Raw genomic sequence first — 18089 nt, 5'->3', positions numbered from 1 at the left:
CCTGCCGCGCAGAGCCGTGAGGGTGCGGTCCCCGGGTTGAGACAGATCGTTCAGAGCGCCGCCCGGATCTTCTCCGCATGTGCGGCAATCGCCTCCATGTCGCCCATCTGACCGGGGGCGCGGGGCGCAACACTCTCATGGCGGGGCAGCACGTGGAAATGCAGGTGAAAGACCTCCTGCCCGCCAGCGGCCTCATTGAATTGCTGGATCGTCACCCCATCGGCCTCAAAGGCCAGCTTGCTGGCCTGCGCCAGCTTCTGAACCGTGCGGATCACTGCCTCCAGCTGCGCGGGGCTGGCATCGAGCACATTGCGGCAAGGGGTTTTCGGGATCACCAGCAAATGCCCATCAACACGTGGCATGATATCCATGAACGCGAGGGTCTCGTCGTCCTCATAGACTTGGGTCGACGGAATCTCACCGCGCAGAATTTTCGCAAAGATATTTTCTGGATCATAAGCGCTCATATTGGGCAATCTCCGTATGCCGGGCAGGTTCCAGAGGTGTTGCAGGCAACCATGCCGTGGTCAAGCCACCTGGGCCGCGCCACATGTCTGCGTCCGGATCGCTTGCCTGTCGCCTTGTCACCAAACCCCGTGAGACGCGCAAAAAACGCAAGGGGGCGCGACAATTAATCTTGATCCAGATCAAACTCGGCCATTGAAGGGCACGGCATGCCGCTCTAAAAACAAATCGAGATCAGGACCGCTGGGAATCCCCGTGCGGTCACTGAGAGGTATTAACAGGAGGCACCCAAATGGCAGACGCAGCCATTCAAGGTCACGGCCACGAGGACGAGCGGAGTTTCTTTACCCGCTGGTTCATGAGCACGAACCACAAGGATATTGGTATCCTTTACCTGATCGTTTCGGCGCTCACCGGCTTCATTTCCGTCGCATTCACCGTCTACATGCGACTGGAACTTATGGATCCCGGTGTTCAGTACATGTGTCTGGAAGGCTTTGCCTCCGACCCCTGTACCCCGAACGGCCATCTCTGGAACGTGCTGATCACCGGCCACGGTATCTTGATGATGTTCTTTGTGGTCATCCCGGCGCTGTTCGGCGGGTTTGGCAACTACTTCATGCCGTTGCAGATCGGTGCGCCGGACATGGCGTTCCCGCGGATGAACAACCTGTCCTTCTGGATGTATGTTGCTGGTACCGCACTGGCGGTCTCCTCCGTCTTTGCACCGGGTGGTAACAACCAGCTCGGCTCCGGTGTGGGCTGGGTGCTCTACCCGCCGCTTTCGGTGAAGGAAGGCGGCTTCTCGATGGATCTGGCGATCTTCGCCGTGCACGTCTCCGGTGCTTCCTCGATCCTCGGCGCGATCAACATGATCACAACCTTCCTGAACATGCGTGCCCCGGGCATGACCCTGTTCAAGGTGCCGCTGTTCTCCTGGTCGATCTTCGTCACCTCCTGGCTGATCCTTCTGTCGCTGCCGGTTCTGGCCGGCGCCATCACCATGCTCCTGATGGACCGCAACTTCGGGTTCACCTTCTTTGATCCCGCAGGCGGTGGTGACCCGATCCTGTACCAGCACATCCTGTGGTTCTTCGGCCACCCGGAAGTGTACATCGTGATCCTGCCGGGCTTCGGCATCATCTCCCACGTGATCGCCACCTTCGCGCGCAAGCCGGTGTTCGGCTACCTGCCGATGGTCTGGGCGATCATCGCGATCGGTGTTCTGGGCTTCGTCGTCTGGGCGCACCACATGTACACCGTCGGCATGAGCCTCAACCAGCAGGCCTACTTCATGCTGGCCACGATGGTCATTGCGGTGCCAACCGGCGTGAAGGTGTTCTCCTGGATCGCAACCATGTGGGGCGGCTCGATCTCCTTTGAAGCGCCCATGATGTTTGCCTTCGGCTTCCTCTTCCTGTTCACCGTTGGTGGTGTGACCGGTGTGGTTCTGTCTCAGGCTGCCGTGGACCGCGCCTATCACGACACTTACTACGTGGTGGCACACTTCCACTACGTGATGTCGCTGGGCGCCGTGTTTGCGATCTTCTCGGGCATCTACTTCTACTTCGGCAAGATGACCGGCCGTCAGTACAATGAGCTGGGCGCACAGATTCACTTCTGGATGTTCTTCATCGGCGCGAACCTGACCTTCTTCCCCCAACACTTCCTGGGTCGTCAGGGCATGCCGCGTCGCTACATCGACTACCCCGAAGGCTTTGCCTACTGGAACAAGATCTCGTCCTACGGCGCGTTCCTGTCCTTTGCGTCCTTCATCCTGTTCTTCGGTGTGGTGATCTACTCGCTGCTGCGCGGCGCACGTATCACCCAGAACAACTACTGGAATGAATACGCCGACACACTCGAATGGACCCTGCCCTGCCCACCGCCGGAGCACACCTTCGAGATCCTGCCCAAGCAGGAAGACTGGGACAAAAGCCACTCGCACTAAGCGACGCTTGATCTGAGAAAAGAAAACGCCCCGGAGCCCAGGCTTCGGGGCGTTTTCTGTATCCAAGGTGCGGGTGACGTGGACGGATCCGCGAATTAGGCGGTGTCTCGGGATTGTGCACAGTCCGCTCTCGACTTGGCGGGGCGTCGGGATAATATGGCCCCATGCCATACAACTGGATCCAACCGCCCAGCGACGAGGATGGCGAGCTGCACCTCTGGCCACATCAGTCGCTCAACCCCGAAGGCTACGTTCGCTTTATCGGGGTCACCGCTGCATTGATCACGGTCCCGCTGCTGCCGCTGATGGGCTCGGCGGTCTTCTGGGGGTTGATTCCATTTCTGCTGCTCGCCCTGTTTGGCATGAAATACGCACTCGATCAGAATCGACGCAATGCGCAGGTGTTGGAGATCCTGCACCTCGGCCCACAGGAGGCGGAGCTGACTCGTCGCGACGGACGCGGGCAGGAGCAATCATGGCGCTGCAACCGCCACTGGACACAGGTGGAGCTGCATGCCGACAAGGGTCCCGTTCCAAACTACGTCACCCTGCGCGGTGCCGGGCGCGAAGTGGAGATCGGTGCGTTCCTGTCAGAAGCCGAGCGCAAGGCGCTGTATGATGATCTGAGCCGAGTGCTGCGCCAGACGACATCCACGCAAACAGCGCCAAAAGAAAACCCCGGCCTCTGACAGAGCACCGGGGGTCTAAATCTCTCAGCAGTATCCGCGCCGCAGGACCGGCCCGTCAGCGTCGGTTCAGCAACCGCCAGCTGTACAGAGCTGATCCTTAACCATCGGACCTACCTTACCAAAATCCATCTGGCCGGTATATTTGGACTTCAACACGCCCATCACCTTGCCCATGTCGCGAATGGAATCGGCACCGGTCTCGTTCACGGCAGCCTTGACTGCGGTGGAGATCTCACCTTCGGACAACTGCTTGGGCAGAAACTCCTCGATGATGGCAATCTCGCCCATCTCGCGCTCTGCCAGGTCCAGACGCCCACCCTCTTCGTAGGCACGCACGCTCTCGTTCCGTTGCTTGGTCATCTTGCCGAGGATGGCCAGGACTTCGTCATCGCTGATCCCACCCTCTTCACCGTCACCTCGGGCCGCGATCTCGCGGTCCTTGATGGCGGCATTGATCAGACGAAGGGTACAGAGACGATCCGACGCCTTGTCCTTCATTGCCTGCTTGAGGGCCTCGTTGACCCGGGTACGCGTATCCATGTGCTCTCTTCGTCCATGTGGAACAAGAAGGCACAGTATTAATCAAAGACAACACCACATTCAAGCGCCGCCTCCGTGGCGTGATCCGTCGGCAAAACCAATTGTCCGTTGCCCCGTTCAGTGCTTGACCCCGGCCCACGCGGGTCATATTCATGCGCGAATTTTGCCCGCATGGAGAGTCGAGTCATGGTCGATACCGTTTCGCCGAAGCCAACCGCCTGCCTGGCCCTTGCAGATGGCACCGTGTTCTACGGACACGGGTTCGGCGCCACTGGACGATGCGTGGCCGAACTGTGTTTCAACACCGCCATGACCGGCTATCAGGAGATCATGACTGATCCCTCCTACGCTGGCCAGATCGTCACCTTCACCTTCCCCCATATCGGCAACACCGGCGTCACGCCCGAAGACGACGAGACCGCAGATCCGGTGGCCGCCGGCATGGTGGTGAAATGGGACCCGACGCTGGCGTCGAACTGGCGCACCACCGAGGAGCTGAAATCCTGGCTCACCCGCACCGGGCGCATCGCAATCGGCGGCATCGACACCCGCCGCCTGACCCGCGCGATCCGCCAGCAAGGCGCGCCGCATGTGGCACTGGAGCACAATCCAGACGGCATCTTTGATGTCGAGGCGCTAGTGGCGCAAGCGCGCGGCTGGCCGGGCCTTGAGGGTATGGACCTCGCCAAGGACGTGACCTGCGCGCAATCCTACCGCTGGGACGAGATGCGGTGGGCCTGGCCGGACGGCTATACCCGGCAGGAAGCCCCGAAGCACAAGGTCGTCGCCATTGACTATGGCGCCAAGCGCAACATCCTGCGCTGTCTGGCCTCTGCTGGCTGTGACGTCACCGTATTGCCCGCCACCGCCACCTCGGAAGAGGTGCTGGCGCATCAGCCCGATGGCGTGTTCCTGTCCAACGGCCCCGGTGATCCGGCCGCCACCGGCAGCTACGCTGTGCCGATGATCAAGGATATCCTCGACCAGACCGACCTGCCTGTGTTTGGCATCTGCCTCGGCCACCAGATGCTGGCGCTGGCACTTGGCGCCAAGACCATCAAGATGAACCATGGGCATCACGGCGCCAACCATCCGGTCAAGGAAAGCGGCACTGGCAAGGTTGAAATCACCTCGATGAACCACGGGTTTGCGGTGGATGCGCAGTCCCTGCCCGACGGCGTGGAAGAAACTCATATCTCGCTGTTTGATGGCTCCAACTGCGGCATCCGCATGAAGGACCGCCCGGTCTATTCCGTGCAGCACCACCCCGAGGCAAGCCCGGGCCCGCAGGACAGCTTCTATCTGTTCGAACGATTCGCAGAGGCGATGGCCGCGCGCAAGGCCTGACCAGTACAGCATGAGACGACATGCACCACCCGGCAGAGCCTCTCTGTCGGGTGTTTTTCTTTGTGTTTACGGTTGATTACGCGCGATTTACTTTGTCCAACCGCCCTGCCCTGCTAGCCGTAGACGATGGGCAAGGATCAACAGGACTTGCACAGGCACAGCCGTGTTCTGTTTCGCCGCCCGTCCCGCCGCACGTCGGGATGGCCCCTGCGTCGTGATCCGGACCTTGGCAATATTCACCGCGATCACCTGAACAATCTGGCACGGCTGGAAGAGATCCGCGCGAGGCCGACTCGCCTTGCCGCATCGCATGAACCGCATGTGGGTGTGCTCGCCTTGCGACCGGCCAGCTTCTGGCTGCGGCACCGGGTCGTTCCACTCGACACGTTGGGCCGCACCGTGATGATACTGATGGCCGACCCCGGTAACGTCGCCATCCTGCGCGATGAGCTGTCGGAGCATTTCGACGACATCATCCCGGTTCCCGCCCCTGCTGCGGGGATCGAGGCCAGCCTGACTGCATATTTTCGCAGGCAAATGACGCAGACAGCCTCGACTGGCGTCCCCGCCCGCCACAGCTGTCGCAGCTTTGATGCAGAGCGGGCCAAGGCACCCGCCGTCGGCGTCGTAGCACTGCTCCTGCTCTGCGCGCTTGTTGCGCCGGGGCTGATGTTCGCCGGTGTTGCCGCGCTGGCGATGCTGACACTTCTCCTGTTCACTGGGCTGCGCCTGACAGGGATGTGGGCAGCTCTGCGCCAGTCTGCAGGCGCCGGACCAAATACCAGCCTCCACTCAATACCGATGATCTCCGTCATGGTGCCGCTTTATCGTGAGGCCGAAATCGGCCGACATCTGCTGCGCCGTCTTTGTCGCCTCACCTATCCACGCAACCGGATGGAGGTTGTTCTGGTGCTGGAAGACGGGGACGCGGTGACACAACAGGCGGTGAAATGTGCCGACCTGCCCGACTGGTTCCGCGTGGTGGAAGTCCCCGGAGATGGATCTCTCACCACCAAGCCGCGGGCGATGAACTACGCGCTCAACTTCTGTCGCGGGGATATCATCGGCGTCTGGGATGCGGAGGATGCGCCAGAACCGAACCAGCTCGATGTGGTCGCCAGCGCCTTTGAACAGGCCGCACCAGATGTTGTTTGCCTGCAAGGCGTGCTCGATTTTTACAACACAAGCCGGAACTGGATCTCACGCTGCTTCACGCTGGAATATGCGGGCTGGTTCCGGGTGCTCCTACAGGGCATCGCGGGGCTGCAGCTGGTGGTGCCTCTGGGCGGGACAACAGTGTTCATCCGACGCGCCGCGCTGGAACAGCTCGGCGCCTGGGACGCCCATAATGTGACCGAAGATGCGGACCTCGGGGTGCGACTGGCCCGCGCCGGATACCGGACCGAAATGCTCCCTACCACGACCTTTGAAGAGGCCAACAGCCGCGTGGTGCCTTGGATCAAGCAACGCTCCCGCTGGCTGAAAGGGTTCATGATGACCTACCTGGTTCACATGCGATCCCCGCGCTTGCTGCTATCCCAACTGGGCTGGGCGCGTTTCCTGGGATTTCAGGCGTTTTTCCTCGGCACGCTGGGGCAATTTCTGCTGGCCCCTGTGCTGTGGAGCTTTTGGCTGGTGGCCCTTGGCCTGCCGCATCCCGCCGAAACGGTGCTGGCGCCGGGTTTTCTGATCGCGGTGGCCTCCAGCCTGATTCTGTTCGAAGCGCTCAATATCTGCGTCTGGATCTGTGGCGCACGCGCGTCGGGCCGGCCGCTGCTTGCGCTTTGGGCCGTCGCCATGCCGTTCTACTTCGCAATGGGGTGTTTCGCCGCCTACAAGGCGCTGTGGGAGGTCTTCGCCGCGCCGTTTTTCTGGGACAAGACCGCTCATGGCGACCATGGCGGAACAAGTCAGGGCTAGCCGCCCCGCTTGCCCGCATCCTGTTTCAGCCGGGTGGTGAAAGCCACGGAGATATGATCCTTCAGCGCTTGGCTCGCGGCAGCCTCATCGCGGTTCTTGATCGCCGCGACGATTGCCTTGTGCTCGGTCTGCGCGATACGTCCACGTCCCTCGGCAGCCAGCGACGTGGTTGCCATCAACGCCATGGAGCGATGCACCAGATCCAGCTGCTGCACCAGATAGCGGTTGTGGGAGGCCAGGTGAATTTGCTGATGAAAGCGCCGGTTGGCCTTGGACAACTCCACCGGCTGATCAACAAGGGCATCGTCCGCCGCGACCATGTCGCTCAGCACTTGGACTTCCTCGTCGGTGGCATGGCGCGCAGCCAGCGCCGCCGCCAGCCCCTCCAGTTCCCGCCGCACCACATACAGCTCTGCCATCTGGTTGTGATCCAGCGAGGCCACGATCAGCGACCGCCCGTCGCGCTCCAGCAGGCTCTGGGTTTCCAGCCGCTGCAGCGCCTCACGGATCGGGGTGCGCGAGACCCCGAAACGCTCCGCCAGATCGCTTTCCACCAGACGATCACCGGGCTTGAACACCCCCACGTCGATCGCGTCCAGGATCAGCCCGTAGGCATCTTTCTGCGTGCTGCTCTTCGTCTGGTTCATTGCGATCATGACCTCCCTCGCATCGCAACTGTCTACGCCCCCACCCGCCGCCGATCAAGCCTGCGGCGGCCAAAGCCCTTTCCACCATTGCAAATTTGCGTACAGCGCCCTAGGTCTCGGGCCATGGTCAAACAGTCTTTCTCTCACGTTGAACACTGGGTGTTCGATCTCGACAACACGCTCTATCACCCCTCTGCCCGGCTGTTCGATCAGATCGAGGCGAAGATGATCGCCTATGTGATGGAGACACTCGGGGTCGATCACGGCGCTGCTGACAAAATGCGCGGCGATTACTGGCGCAACCACGGCACCACGCTGGCGGGGCTGATGGCGGATCATGACATCGATCCGGACCCGTTCCTGGTGGCGGTGCACGACATCTCGCTCGACCATCTGGAACCGGATCAGGTGCTGGCTGATCACATCACCGCTCTGCCCGGACGCAAGATCGTCTATACCAACGGCTCAGCCCCCTATGCAGAACGGGTTCTGGCGGCGCGCGGATTGTCGGGGTTGTTTGATGGCATCTATGGCGTCGAACACGCGGGCTATCGTCCCAAACCGGAACGCAGCGCCTTTGAACGGGTGTTTGCGCAGGCCGGAGTGGACACCAGCAAGGCTGCCATGTTCGAGGACGATCCGCGCAACCTCAGCGCACCGCACGCCATGGGCATGCGAACCGTCCACGTGGCCCCCGAGGTCTTTGCGGGTGAGCACATCCATCACCACACGATGGATCTGACCGCGTTCCTCGGCCACCTGCGGTAGCCTGTCGCAGCGACCAAATGCGCATGTCAGACGCATGTTATCGCTCCTATATCATGGGGGTAATACGCATGACGGAGCCTGACATGACCGCCTATACCCTACCGCCCAAACTCACCACATTTGAGCGCATTGTCTTTCGACTGCCGGTCCTTGGCCGGATCTGGAAAGAGGTGAGCTATGGCGACGAGGGCAACATCTACTATGCGCTTGCCACCTTCTTCAGCCTATGGGGCATCCTGGTGATGCTGTTTGGCCTGCCCGGTCTTTACCTGCCTGCGGTCGCCTTGGTGCCGATCATGTTTGTGATCCTGATCCTGATCTCGCGCGGCTAAGCCCCCTGCGGCACAGAGCCGCTTGTCATCCGCCCACCCCGCGCCCTATGTCTCCTGTCAATGGAACAGCGCGGGGCCGTGGCGATGAGCGAGACATGTGACATCCTGATTTCCGGCGGCGGTATCGCCGGATTGACCGCGGCGGCCACCTTTGCCGCGCGGGGCTTTTCGGTGATCTGCGTTGATCCGACGGCGCCGGTGACCGCGCGCGAGGACGCAGGCGCCGACCTGCGCACCACCGCCTTTCTGCAACCGGCAAAATCGCTGCTGGACGACGCCGGGCTCTGGTCCCGGCTTGCGCCCCATGCCGCGCCCTTGCAGATCATGCGCATCATTGACGCAGGCGGCGAGGCACCGGAGCCGCGCGTGGTGCGTGAATTCAACGCTGCAGAGATCTCCGACCTGCCCTTTGGCTGGAACCTGCCCAACTGGCTGCTGCGGCGCGAAATGCTCGGCCGCATCGGTGAGCTGGCCAATGCGGATTTCCGCCCCGGCGTCGGCACAAGCGCCCTGTTCACGCGCACCAACGAGGCCCGTGTCACGCTGAGCGATGGCAACCGCGTGAGCTGCAAGCTGGTGCTGGCCTGCGACGGTCGCGCCTCGCCGATGCGGGAGGCGGCCGGGATCAACGTGCACACCACCCGCTACGGGCAAAAGGCGCTGGCCTTTGCCGTCAGTCATGATCTGCCACATCAGAATGTCTCCACCGAAATCCACCGCACCGGCGGCCCCTTCACGCTGGTTCCGCTGCCGGATCGCGACGGACGCCCGTCCTCGGCCATCGTCTGGATGGAGACCAGCGCCAATGCCGACCGTTTCGCCGCATTGGATAAGACGGCTTTTGAAATCGAGATGAACACCCGATCCTGTGGTGTATTGGGGCAGTTGAAACTGGCCTCGCGCCGCACGCTCTGGCCGATCATCAGCCAGCGGGCGGAGCGGCTGGTCGGCGAACGCATCGCGCTGATGGCCGAAGCCGCGCATGTGGTGCCGCCGATCGGGGCGCAGGGGTTGAACATGTCGCTCACCGATCTGCGCACGCTTGTCGATCTCGCCGAAGCCCGTCCCGAGGGGCTGGGCGATCAGGCGATGCTTGATGCCTATGACAAGGCCCGCCATGGCGACATCAAGCTGCGGGTCAGCGGCATTGATCTGCTCAACCGTGCCTCGATGATCGAGGCACGGCCCCTGCGGGATTTGCGGGCCGGTGGGCTCAATGCGCTTTATTCCCTGCCGCAGGTGCGCAAAATGCTGATGCAGATGGGGCTTGGCGTGCGCTGACGTAGAAACGGGCTTGCCCTGATGGACAAGCCCGTGCCTCCGGCGGAGGTATTTCTGAAAAGATGAAAGGTCTCAGAGTACCTGATCAAGCACGGTTTTGAGCCGCGACAGTGTGCCGTGCACGTCATAGAGCTTGTCGAGACCAAAGAGACCAAGCCGGAAGGTCATGAAGCCTTCGGGCTCGTCCACCGCCAGCGGCACCCCGGCCGCGATCTGCATGCCCTGAGCCGCGAACGTCTTGCCATTCTGGATCTGCGGATCATCGGTGTAGCTGACCACCACGCCGGGTGCGCCGAACCCCTCGGCGGCGACCGAGGTCACGCCTTTCTTCTCCAGCATCTCGCGCACGCCATTGCCAAGCCGCCATTGCGCCTCGCGCAGGCGGTTGAAGCCATAGTCGCGGGTCTCCACCATGGTATCGCGGAAGGCGCGCAGGGCGTCGGTCGGCATGGTGGCATGATAGGCGTGACCGCCGTCCTCATAGGCCTGCATGATGGCGCGCCATTTCTTCAGGTCGATGGCAAAGCTGTCGGAGGTGGTCTCCTCCAATCGCGCCAGCGCCCGTTTGGAGAGCATCACCAGACCGGCGGAGGGCGCCGCGCTCCAGCCCTTTTGCGGTGCGGAGATCAGCACATCGACGCCGGTGACTTTCATGTCGACCCAGGCGCAGCCGGAGGCGATGCAATCAAGCACCATCAGCGCGCCGACCTCATGGGCGGCCTCGGCCATGGCCGTCACATAGGCGTCGGGCAAGATCACGCCTGCGGCGGTTTCCACATGCGGCGCAAAGACAACCGACGGTTTCTGTTCGCGGATCGCGGCGGTGACGTCCTCGATGGGGGCGGGTGCGAAGGGCGATTGCGCGCCGTTTCCGGTCTGGCGCGCTTTCATCACGGTGGCGGAACTGGTCAGCCCGCCGGTCTCGAAGATCTGGCTCCAGCGGTAGGAAAACCAGCCGTTCCTGACCACCAATGCGTCCTGATCGCGGGCGAACTGGCGGGCCACCGCCTCCATGGCATAGGTGCCGCCACCGGGGATCAAGGCGGTGGCCTCGGCCTTGTAGACGTCCTTCAGCATGCCGTTGATATCCAGCATGACCTGTTGGAATTCCTTTGACATGTGGTTCAGCGACCGGTCGGTGAAGACCACGGAAAACTCATCAAGACCATCGGGGTCGACCGTATCCAAGAGGGCCATGCAAAATCTCCTTACTGAGTCTGAGGCTGCATACGGCAAGACCGCAGCCGGTTGCCCATTGTCATGGCAGAGCCGCCGCGCAGGCTCAAGCACCGCGTTGCTACAGGATCTGATGCAAAAGCCGAAAGATGCTAGTCCAGCGGGCCGGGACGCCGTTCCTCGGACAGGAGCACATTGGCATCCACGTTGCCCACGCCCGGTAGCGTCATGATCCGACGGCGCAGCACCCGTTCAAAATCCGCGATGTCACGCGCCACCACCCTTAGGCGATAGTCATATAGGCCGAGCACATGTTCCACCGTCTGCACCTCGGGGATGGCAGAGACCGCGCGTTCGAAATCATCCAGGCTGACGCGCCCCTTGGTGGCCAGCTTGATACCAAGGAAGACGGTGACGCCAAAGCCCAGCTTTTCGGTGTCCAGATCCAGCACCCGATGCGACAGAATGCCCGCCGCCTCCAGCCGCTTTATCCGCCGCCATGTGGCCGGCTGGCTAAGGCCAAGCGCGCGCCCCAGCGCTCCGGCTGTCTGGGCTGCGTCCTGCGACAGCGCCCGGAGCAGCGCGAGATCGATCTGATCCAGCGCGTTCATAGAGGCAGCCCCATGCTGGTCTTGATCTTCGCCACATGCATCAAGGCCTCGATATCGGCGATATTGGGCAGCTGCAGGATGCGGTCGCGATAGATCGCCTGATAATGCGGCATGTCCCGTGCGATCACACTCAGGCGCACATCGACCTGACCGAGGAACGTCTGGATCTCCAGCACCTCCGGGATCTCACGCGCCGCCGGGATGAATTCGTCAAAGGCGCGTGGGTTGGTCTTGTCCAGCGTCACCCGCAACGAGACCTCCACCGCATACCCAAGAGCCGCCCAGTCGATCACGGCCCGGGTCCCTTTCAGCACGCCCCCGTCGCGCAGCTTCTCCAGCCGCCGCGACAGGCGTGAGGCCGTGAGCCCGAGACGGTCGGCAAGATCCGGCAGCGATTGGCCGGGGTCGCCCTGAAGGTTGCGCAATATGCGTCGGTCGAGATCATCAAGCATGAAAACTACATTATTCTCTATCTACGCGAATATCTATCGCGAAATTTCTTCACTTCATGCGCATAGCTGCCTCGCATCTATCATTGCGCCACCTATGATCGCAGTCAGACAGAAACTCGACGAAGGATAGATCCGATGCGTGTGTATTATGATCGCGACTGCGACGTGAACCTCATCAAGGAAAAGAAAGTGGCGATCCTGGGCTATGGCTCGCAAGGTCACGCCCATGCGCTGAACCTGCGCGATTCCGGTGCCAAGAACCTCGTCGTGGCCCTGCGCGAAGGCTCCGCCTCCGCCAAGAAAGCCGAAGGCGAAGGCCTGACCGTGATGGGCATCGCCGAAGCCGCGGCCTGGTGTGACGTGATCATGTTCACCATGCCCGACGAGCTGCAGGCCGAGACCTACAAGAAATACGTGCACGACAACATCAAACCCGGCGCGGCGATCGCATTTGCCCACGGTCTGAACGTGCACTTCGGCCTGATCGAGCCGAAAGAAGGCGTCGACGTCATCATGATGGCGCCCAAAGGCCCCGGTCACACCGTGCGCGGCGAATACACCAAAGGCGGCGGCGTGCCCTGCCTCGTGGCGGTTCACAACGACGCCTCCGGCTCCGCGCTGGAAACCGCACTGTCCTATTGCTCCGCCATCGGTGGTGGTCGCTCGGGCATCATCGAAACCAACTTCCGCGAAGAATGCGAAACCGACCTGTTCGGCGAGCAAGCCGTTCTCTGCGGCGGTCTGGTCGAGCTGATCCGCTGCGGCTTTGAGACTCTGGTGGAAGCCGGCTACGCGCCGGAAATGGCCTACTTCGAGTGCCTGCACGAAGTGAAGCTGATCGTGGACCTGATCTATGAAGGCGGCATCGCCAACATGGATTACTCGATCTCCAACACTGCAGAATACGGCCAGTACGTCACCGGCCCGCGCATCCTGAAGTACGACGAGACCAAAGCCCGCATGAAGGAAGTCCTCGCCGACATCCAGCAGGGCAAGTTCGTGCGCGACTTCATGCTGGAGAACGCCGTGGGTCAGCCGACCATCAAGGCATCCCGCCGTGCCAATGACGAGCATGCGATCGAGGCCACCGGCGCCAAGCTGCGTGAAATGATGCCCTGGATCTCTGCGGGCAAGATGGTCGACAAGTCCAAGAACTAAGCTTCCCGCCTGCGGCTGTCACGGCCGCAGCCCGGACCTTGGAAAGGCGCTCCGGACCACCGGGGCGCCTTATTGCTGTCCGGCCAATTGTATCACATCCGCAGCGAACGGATCGCGCCAGCCCCGCCGGAGCGCAACTGTCAGCGCCTGCTTCAGCACGCGCCATTACCGATCAGAAGGAAGCTGTCATGCCCGAAATTGCACCCCGTTACTGGGCCATGGTCGCAGCCCTCGGCCTGACCTGGGGCGCCACCTTCATGGTGGTGGAACTGGCGCTGCAGGGCATCACCCCATTCTGGCTTGCCGCCGGGCGCATCGGCTTTGCGGCGGTTCTGTTAACGGCGGTCTGGGGACTGCGCGGCTTTCGCCTGTTTACCGGCGCAAGCAACTGGCCCGTGGTGGTGATGGTCGGCATCCTCAGCTCCACCCTGCCCTTCATTCTGATCAGCTGGGGGCTGCAGCATGTGACCTCAGGCTTTGCCGGGGTCAGCATGTCGGCAATCCCGCTGATGGTGCTGCCGCTGGCGCATTTTTTCGCCTCCGAGCCGCTGACCCTGCGTCGCCTCATCGGAGTGGTGATCGGCTTTTTCGGCGTGGCGCTGCTGATCGGCGGCCAGGCCTTCGAGAGCATCGGCACCGATCTGGAATGGGCCGGGCGTCTGGCCTGCCTCGGGGCGGCGGCCTGCTACTCGGTTTCCTCAATCTCCGTGCGCCGCCTGCCGGAGGTGGACCCTGTGGGACTGGCGGCGGTGCTGCTGCTGATTGGCGCGGTGGGGATCATCCCTGCGGCCTGGCTTGTCGAGGGCCCGCCGCCCGCGATCTCGCAGGAGACTTGGATGTGGCTCGCGATCCTCGGACTGATCCCGACGGCGGGGGCAAACCTGCTGCGTGTGCTGTTGATCCGCGGCGCCGGCCCGACCTTCATGAGCCTCACCAACTACCTGGTGCCGGTCTGCGCGGTGTTTTTTGGCGCGCTGATCCTCGGCGAACCGCTGCCCGGAACGCTGATCTGGGCGCTGGCGCTGATCCTCGCCGGTGTGGCGCTCAGCCAATTCGGCGCCCTCAAGAGGCTGTTCGGTCTGGCCCGTCCCGCCGCGGCACAGCAATAGCCGAAGCGCTCGCCGATCTTGTCTGAATCACATATGCAGGCAATCCAGTTTGGCACAGCCCCGCGCTGACGCACGGCGCCTCCGCCTGCGCTTCATCTTTTCACAAATATCTCGGGGGTGAGGGCGTCCGCCCGAGGGGGCAGCGCCCCTACCACGCGCCGGGCCTATGGTCCGGCGCGCGGGTCCGCCCGGGCAAACCGGGCGGAAACAGAAACGGATCAAGCCGTTGCCGCTTCTACCGCAGAAACCACATCGCTGACGGTCCGGTTCAACAACTCGGGGTCTTCGCTCTCTGCCATCACCCGGATCAGCGGTTCGGTCCCGGACTTGCGGATCAGCAAGCGCCCCTGCCCGTTCAGCTGTCCTTCCGCCCGGGCGATCGCATCCTGAACAGACCCGGCTTCCAAAGGAACTTGTCCGGCCTCGAACCGCACATTCTTCAGCAACTGCGGCACTGGCTCAAACTGACGCGCCAGTTCGGACGCCTTCTGACCACTCCGCACCATCTCGGCGAGGAAATGCAACCCCGCCATCAAACCATCCCCGGTGGTGGCATAGTCGCTCATCACGATGTGGCCGGACTGCTCGCCGCCGAGGTTGAAACCACCCTGCCGCATGCGCTCGACCACATAGCGGTCCCCGACGCCTGTGCGTTCAAGGCCAATACCGCGATCCTGCAGGAACCGCTCCAGGCCGAGGTTCGACATCACCGTCGCAACCAGCGCCCCGCCCGTCAGACGTCCGTCCTCCGCCCAAGCCGAGGCCAACAGCGCCATCAGCTGATCGCCATCCGCCACGGTCCCGGTCTCATCGATGAGGATCACCCGATCCGCATCCCCGTCCAGGCAAATCCCCACATGCGCTCCATGCGCCACAACGGTTTCTGCAGCAACGCCAGGCTGTGTCGAACCACAACCGCGGTTGATATTCTTGCCGTCGGGAGAGACGCCGACCGGGATCACATCCGCACCCAGCTCCCACAGGATTTCCGGCGCCGTCCGGTGCGCCGCGCCATTGGCGCAATCGATCACGACACGCAGACCGTCGAGACGCATGTCGCGTGGCAAAGAGCTCTTGATTCGTTCGCCATAGCGAAACCGCGCATCATCAATCCGCTTGGCGCGGCCGATGTTATGGGCTTGGGCAAGTTCGACCCCGCTCTCAATCAGCGCCTCCAGCTCAAGTTCCACTTCATCTGAAAGCTTGTAGCCATCGGGACCGAAGAACTTGATGCCATTGTCTTCTGCCGGGTTGTGGCTGGCGGAGATCATCACGCCAAGGTCCGCGCGCATTGAACGCGTCATCAAACCGACCGCCGGTGTCGGCACGGGACCGAGCAGCAGCACGTTCATCCCGGTGGAGGTCAGCCCCGCCGTCAACGCATTCTCGAACATATAGCCTGACAATCGAGTATCCTTGCCGATCACCACACGATGCACCGTTTCGGTCTCACGACGGAAATACCGACCCACCGCTGCGCCAATACGCAGCGCCATGTCCGCGGTCATGGGGTGCAGGTTGGCCTGGCCCCGCACGCCGTCGGTTCCAAAGAGTTTGCGCATTTCTGCCGCTCCTATACCCGGTGCGCTGCCGGGCTAGACACGCCGACAGCCGCCAAAGTCTGTTATCGTGTCGCCTGCCACAGGCGCAACGCTTGGGCGGTTTCGGCAACATCATGCACCCTTAGCAATTGCACGCCTTGGGCAACGCCCGCAAGACCCACCGCGATGGAACCCGGAGCGCGGGCCTCGGCCTGCGGTGCTTTGCCGATGGTTCCGATGAAACCCTTGCGAGAGACGCCCAGCAGGATCGGACAGCCTATGCCGTGAAAAACGCTGAGATTGCGCAGCAGCGCCAGATTATGCGCCTCGCTCTTACCAAAGCCGATGCCCGGGTCGATCACGATCTGCTCGCGCAGCACGCCGATGGCCTCCAGCTGATCCACCTGCGCGGACAGGAAGTCATAGACGTCCAGCACCACATTGTCGTAGTGCGGATCTTTCTGCATCGTTTGCGGGTCGCCCTGCGCATGCATCACACAGACCGGTACACCGGCCTGTGCCGCCAGGGGGGCCAAGGCCGCATCGAAGGTGAAGCCTGAGACATCATTGACCAGCGAAGCGCCCGCTTCCAGCGCCTCCATCGCCACTGTGGCCTTGCGGGTGTCGATCGAGATCGGCACGGCGCTGGCGTCGCGCAGGGCGGCGATCACCGGCGCGGTGCGGGTGATCTCTTCCATTTCCTCAACTTCGACCGCGCCGGGGCGGGTGCTTTCGCCGCCGATGTCGATGATCGAGGCGCCATCAGCCACCATCTGCAGCGCCGCATCGCGGGCCGCTGACAGCTCGTCATGCTTGCCACCATCGGAGAAACTGTCGGGTGTGACGTTCAGGATGCCCATGATCTGCGGCTGGGTCATATCCAAGCCGGCGATTGTGGCACGACGGCTCATCAGGCGGAGCCGGATCTCTTCCGGCAGCAATCCCGCCGGCACGATGCGCGGCGGGGCACTGCGATCCAGAACTTCGACCTCGGTAAACCAGAGCGCGCTACCGGCGAGGTGAATGGCGCCCTCAGGACGCGCATCACCATGACGAACCAAAGGACGGTAATAACTCACAGGGTCTTGTGCTCCTCAGCATGGGCGCGCAGGGGAACACCGGGGTTGTCCGGCAGTTCTGCGCCAATCACGATCATTTCTTCAGCTTCAAAAGTAGAAGCGAACCAGGCCGCAAGTGCAACCGCATTCGACGGCGGCTCGCTCGGTCCTTCGACCGCATCAAGCACGATCTTGGACGGCGCCCAGACACAGATCTGCTCGTTCTTCATTGCCCAGTCCAACTCGGTGCGGGTCTCGACCACGACGCAACGGGGATCCTTTGCCGCCAGACGCCAGGCATTCTGCTCGATCGCCAGCAGATCAATGCGACGCTGGGTCCATTTGTGCCCGGTTTGCGGCACGGCAAGTTCGTGTGCGCCCACGCAGAGGATCAGCGGGCGCTCGCGGCACTCCATCTGGTCAATCCAATTGTTCAGATGAGCGCTGTTGATCGCCGCATTGGACAGGAACATCAGCCGGGGATGTGGCTTCACATCCTCCTCACCCTCATGGGTCACCTGATCCGAGGACCGCACTACCTCGACACCCAACGCCCCGGGTCCGCGATCCAGCTTTTCGATACGCACGAAGGCACGCACGGCCTGCGGCTCCCACAGGATGCGCTCTGCCACCCGTTCGGCCAGAGTTTCAAGCAGCGCCAGACGTTCCCGCGCCAGCTCATGGGCAATCGCCTCGGTCACCTTGTCATAAGACAGGATCCGGTCCACGTCGTCGTCCAGATCCGCCGGCAATGGCGCGATCTCCACCACCACGTTGAAACACACCCGCTGGGTGGTGCCGCGTTCCTGCTGGAATGCGCCGATCTCCACCTCGACGATATGGTCACGCAAAGAGATCCGGTCCAGCGGACCGGGGCGCGCAGTCGCGGCAGATCGCTCGGATGGATGCGCGAAGGCGAGATGTATATCGGAACTCATGGCGTGGCCTTTGTCTGGCTTTGAACGTAACGGGCGACTGTGTCAGGAGTCACAGGTTTATGTCCGTTCAAAGCAGATAACAGGCCCAGACCCGCCGTGCCAGAGA

18 protein-coding genes are annotated in these 18089 nt (G+C 62.3%); 9 read left to right on the top strand and 9 right to left on the bottom strand.

Annotation, left to right across the window (positions count from 1 at the left end; all coding sequences use genetic code 11):
- Positions 1 to 50: 50 nt before the first annotated feature.
- A complete protein-coding gene (locus R0J92_RS01040) occupies positions 51 to 467 on the bottom strand; it encodes an HIT family protein (RefSeq protein ID WP_411050420.1) in 417 nt (138 codons plus the stop codon).
- A gap of 290 nt (positions 468 to 757) precedes the next feature.
- Between R0J92_RS01040 and R0J92_RS01035 the strand changes: the two genes are divergently transcribed.
- Positions 758 to 2416, top strand: coding sequence for a cytochrome c oxidase subunit 1 (locus R0J92_RS01035; RefSeq protein ID WP_106162122.1), 1659 nt, complete (start codon positions 758 to 760; stop codon positions 2414 to 2416).
- Between the two features lie 164 nt (positions 2417 to 2580).
- On the top strand, positions 2581 to 3105 hold the full coding sequence (locus tag R0J92_RS01030) for a DUF2244 domain-containing protein (RefSeq protein ID WP_106162121.1): 525 nt from the start codon (positions 2581 to 2583) through the stop codon (positions 3103 to 3105).
- 66 nt (positions 3106 to 3171) lie between these two features.
- On the opposite strand, the gene R0J92_RS01025 is transcribed toward R0J92_RS01030, so the two are convergent.
- On the bottom strand, positions 3172 to 3645 hold the full coding sequence (locus tag R0J92_RS01025) for a GatB/YqeY domain-containing protein (RefSeq protein WP_106162120.1): 474 nt from the start codon (positions 3643 to 3645) through the stop codon (positions 3172 to 3174).
- A gap of 186 nt (positions 3646 to 3831) precedes the next feature.
- On the opposite strand from R0J92_RS01025, the gene carA reads away from it, so the two are divergent.
- Complete coding sequence (gene carA / locus R0J92_RS01020; protein WP_411050419.1) at positions 3832 to 4992, top strand: glutamine-hydrolyzing carbamoyl-phosphate synthase small subunit; 1161 nt, start codon at positions 3832 to 3834, stop codon at positions 4990 to 4992.
- Positions 4993 to 5118: 126 nt separating this feature from the next.
- Positions 5119 to 6912: a glycosyltransferase family 2 protein gene (locus tag R0J92_RS01015; protein WP_411050418.1), complete on the top strand. Its 1794-nt coding sequence runs from the start codon at positions 5119 to 5121 to the stop codon at positions 6910 to 6912.
- On the opposite strand, the gene R0J92_RS01010 is transcribed toward R0J92_RS01015, so the two are convergent.
- Positions 6909 to 7559 (bottom strand): GntR family transcriptional regulator, encoded by a 651-nt coding sequence (locus R0J92_RS01010; RefSeq protein ID WP_106162327.1) that lies wholly within the window; start codon positions 7557 to 7559, stop codon positions 6909 to 6911. The two genes, R0J92_RS01015 and R0J92_RS01010, sit on opposite strands and share 4 nt — an antisense overlap.
- Positions 7560 to 7682: 123 nt before the next feature.
- On the opposite strand from R0J92_RS01010, the gene R0J92_RS01005 reads away from it, so the two are divergent.
- From R0J92_RS01005 to R0J92_RS00995, 3 genes are all read left to right on the top strand, one after another.
- Positions 7683 to 8327: a pyrimidine 5'-nucleotidase gene (locus R0J92_RS01005; RefSeq protein WP_106162117.1), complete on the top strand. Its 645-nt coding sequence runs from the start codon at positions 7683 to 7685 to the stop codon at positions 8325 to 8327.
- 83 nt (positions 8328 to 8410) lie between these two features.
- Positions 8411 to 8659, top strand: coding sequence for a hypothetical protein (locus R0J92_RS01000; RefSeq protein ID WP_106162116.1), 249 nt, complete (start codon positions 8411 to 8413; stop codon positions 8657 to 8659).
- An 84-nt stretch (positions 8660 to 8743) separates the two neighbouring features.
- Positions 8744 to 9940: a UbiH/UbiF family hydroxylase gene (locus tag R0J92_RS00995; RefSeq protein ID WP_411050417.1), complete on the top strand. Its 1197-nt coding sequence runs from the start codon at positions 8744 to 8746 to the stop codon at positions 9938 to 9940.
- Positions 9941 to 10012: 72 nt separating this feature from the next.
- Here the strand turns inward: R0J92_RS00995 and R0J92_RS00990 are convergent, their stop codons facing one another.
- The 3 genes from R0J92_RS00990 to R0J92_RS00980 all read right to left on the bottom strand — a co-directional run bounded on the left by R0J92_RS00990 (position 10013) and on the right by R0J92_RS00980 (position 12179).
- On the bottom strand, positions 10013 to 11137 hold the full coding sequence (locus tag R0J92_RS00990) for an aminotransferase class V-fold PLP-dependent enzyme (RefSeq protein ID WP_411050416.1): 1125 nt from the start codon (positions 11135 to 11137) through the stop codon (positions 10013 to 10015).
- A gap of 131 nt (positions 11138 to 11268) precedes the next feature.
- Positions 11269 to 11727 (bottom strand): Lrp/AsnC family transcriptional regulator, encoded by a 459-nt coding sequence (locus R0J92_RS00985; RefSeq protein ID WP_411050415.1) that lies wholly within the window; start codon positions 11725 to 11727, stop codon positions 11269 to 11271.
- The gene (locus tag R0J92_RS00980; RefSeq protein ID WP_411050414.1) at positions 11724 to 12179 is read right to left on the bottom strand and encodes an Lrp/AsnC family transcriptional regulator; all 456 of its coding nucleotides are present in this window, start codon (positions 12177 to 12179) and stop codon (positions 11724 to 11726) included. Before R0J92_RS00980 ends, R0J92_RS00985 begins: the two co-directional genes overlap by 4 nt.
- 135 nt (positions 12180 to 12314) lie before the next feature.
- Here R0J92_RS00980 and ilvC point away from each other — a divergent pair, with 135 nt between their 5' ends.
- Both ilvC and R0J92_RS00970 read left to right on the top strand, forming a co-directional pair.
- Positions 12315 to 13337 (top strand): ketol-acid reductoisomerase, encoded by a 1023-nt coding sequence (ilvC, locus tag R0J92_RS00975; protein WP_317384114.1) that lies wholly within the window; start codon positions 12315 to 12317, stop codon positions 13335 to 13337.
- A 188-nt stretch (positions 13338 to 13525) separates the two neighbouring features.
- Positions 13526 to 14446: a DMT family transporter gene (locus R0J92_RS00970; protein WP_411050413.1), complete on the top strand. Its 921-nt coding sequence runs from the start codon at positions 13526 to 13528 to the stop codon at positions 14444 to 14446.
- Positions 14447 to 14664: 218 nt separating this feature from the next.
- Here the strand turns inward: R0J92_RS00970 and glmM are convergent, their stop codons facing one another.
- From glmM to R0J92_RS00955, 3 genes are all read right to left on the bottom strand, one after another.
- Positions 14665 to 16008, bottom strand: coding sequence for a phosphoglucosamine mutase (gene glmM / locus R0J92_RS00965; RefSeq protein ID WP_411050412.1), 1344 nt, complete (start codon positions 16006 to 16008; stop codon positions 14665 to 14667).
- Between the two features lie 62 nt (positions 16009 to 16070).
- Positions 16071 to 17066: a dihydropteroate synthase gene (folP, locus tag R0J92_RS00960; RefSeq protein ID WP_411050411.1), complete on the bottom strand. Its 996-nt coding sequence runs from the start codon at positions 17064 to 17066 to the stop codon at positions 16071 to 16073.
- Entirely contained in the window at positions 17063 to 17983 is a 921-nt protein-coding gene (locus R0J92_RS00955; protein WP_411050410.1) for a dihydroneopterin aldolase, read from the bottom strand. Before R0J92_RS00955 ends, folP begins: the two co-directional genes overlap by 4 nt.
- Between the last annotated feature and the right edge of the window lie 106 nt (positions 17984 to 18089).

Origin of the sequence: Tritonibacter sp. SIMBA_163, from assembly GCF_046535935.1 — a bacterium.
Classification (GTDB): Bacteria; Pseudomonadota; Alphaproteobacteria; order Rhodobacterales; family Rhodobacteraceae; genus Epibacterium; species Epibacterium scottomollicae.
The sequence above is the reverse complement of the archived record's forward strand: the minus strand, read 5'-3'. Positions and strand labels throughout refer to the sequence as shown.

Excerpts from the sequence above, each read along its gene's own strand:
- R0J92_RS01040 (WP_411050420.1), bottom strand. The coding sequence starts at position 467 with ATGAGCGCTTATGATCCAGAAAATATCTTTGCGAAAATTCTGCGCGGT.
- R0J92_RS01035 (WP_106162122.1), top strand. The coding sequence starts at position 758 with ATGGCAGACGCAGCCATTCAAGGTCACGGCCACGAGGACGAGCGGAGT.
- R0J92_RS01030 (WP_106162121.1), top strand. The coding sequence starts at position 2,581 with ATGCCATACAACTGGATCCAACCGCCCAGCGACGAGGATGGCGAGCTG.
- R0J92_RS01025 (WP_106162120.1), bottom strand. The coding sequence starts at position 3,645 with ATGGATACGCGTACCCGGGTCAACGAGGCCCTCAAGCAGGCAATGAAG.
- carA (WP_411050419.1), top strand. The coding sequence starts at position 3,832 with ATGGTCGATACCGTTTCGCCGAAGCCAACCGCCTGCCTGGCCCTTGCA.
- R0J92_RS01015 (WP_411050418.1), top strand. The coding sequence starts at position 5,119 with ATGGGCAAGGATCAACAGGACTTGCACAGGCACAGCCGTGTTCTGTTT.
- R0J92_RS01010 (WP_106162327.1), bottom strand. The coding sequence starts at position 7,559 with ATGAACCAGACGAAGAGCAGCACGCAGAAAGATGCCTACGGGCTGATC.
- R0J92_RS01005 (WP_106162117.1), top strand. The coding sequence starts at position 7,683 with ATGGTCAAACAGTCTTTCTCTCACGTTGAACACTGGGTGTTCGATCTC.
- R0J92_RS01000 (WP_106162116.1), top strand. The coding sequence starts at position 8,411 with ATGACCGCCTATACCCTACCGCCCAAACTCACCACATTTGAGCGCATT.
- R0J92_RS00995 (WP_411050417.1), top strand. The coding sequence starts at position 8,744 with ATGAGCGAGACATGTGACATCCTGATTTCCGGCGGCGGTATCGCCGGA.
- R0J92_RS00990 (WP_411050416.1), bottom strand. The coding sequence starts at position 11,137 with ATGGCCCTCTTGGATACGGTCGACCCCGATGGTCTTGATGAGTTTTCC.
- R0J92_RS00985 (WP_411050415.1), bottom strand. The coding sequence starts at position 11,727 with ATGAACGCGCTGGATCAGATCGATCTCGCGCTGCTCCGGGCGCTGTCG.
- R0J92_RS00980 (WP_411050414.1), bottom strand. The coding sequence starts at position 12,179 with ATGCTTGATGATCTCGACCGACGCATATTGCGCAACCTTCAGGGCGAC.
- ilvC (WP_317384114.1), top strand. The coding sequence starts at position 12,315 with ATGCGTGTGTATTATGATCGCGACTGCGACGTGAACCTCATCAAGGAA.
- R0J92_RS00970 (WP_411050413.1), top strand. The coding sequence starts at position 13,526 with ATGCCCGAAATTGCACCCCGTTACTGGGCCATGGTCGCAGCCCTCGGC.
- glmM (WP_411050412.1), bottom strand. The coding sequence starts at position 16,008 with ATGCGCAAACTCTTTGGAACCGACGGCGTGCGGGGCCAGGCCAACCTG.
- R0J92_RS00955 (WP_411050410.1), bottom strand. The coding sequence starts at position 17,983 with ATGAGTTCCGATATACATCTCGCCTTCGCGCATCCATCCGAGCGATCT.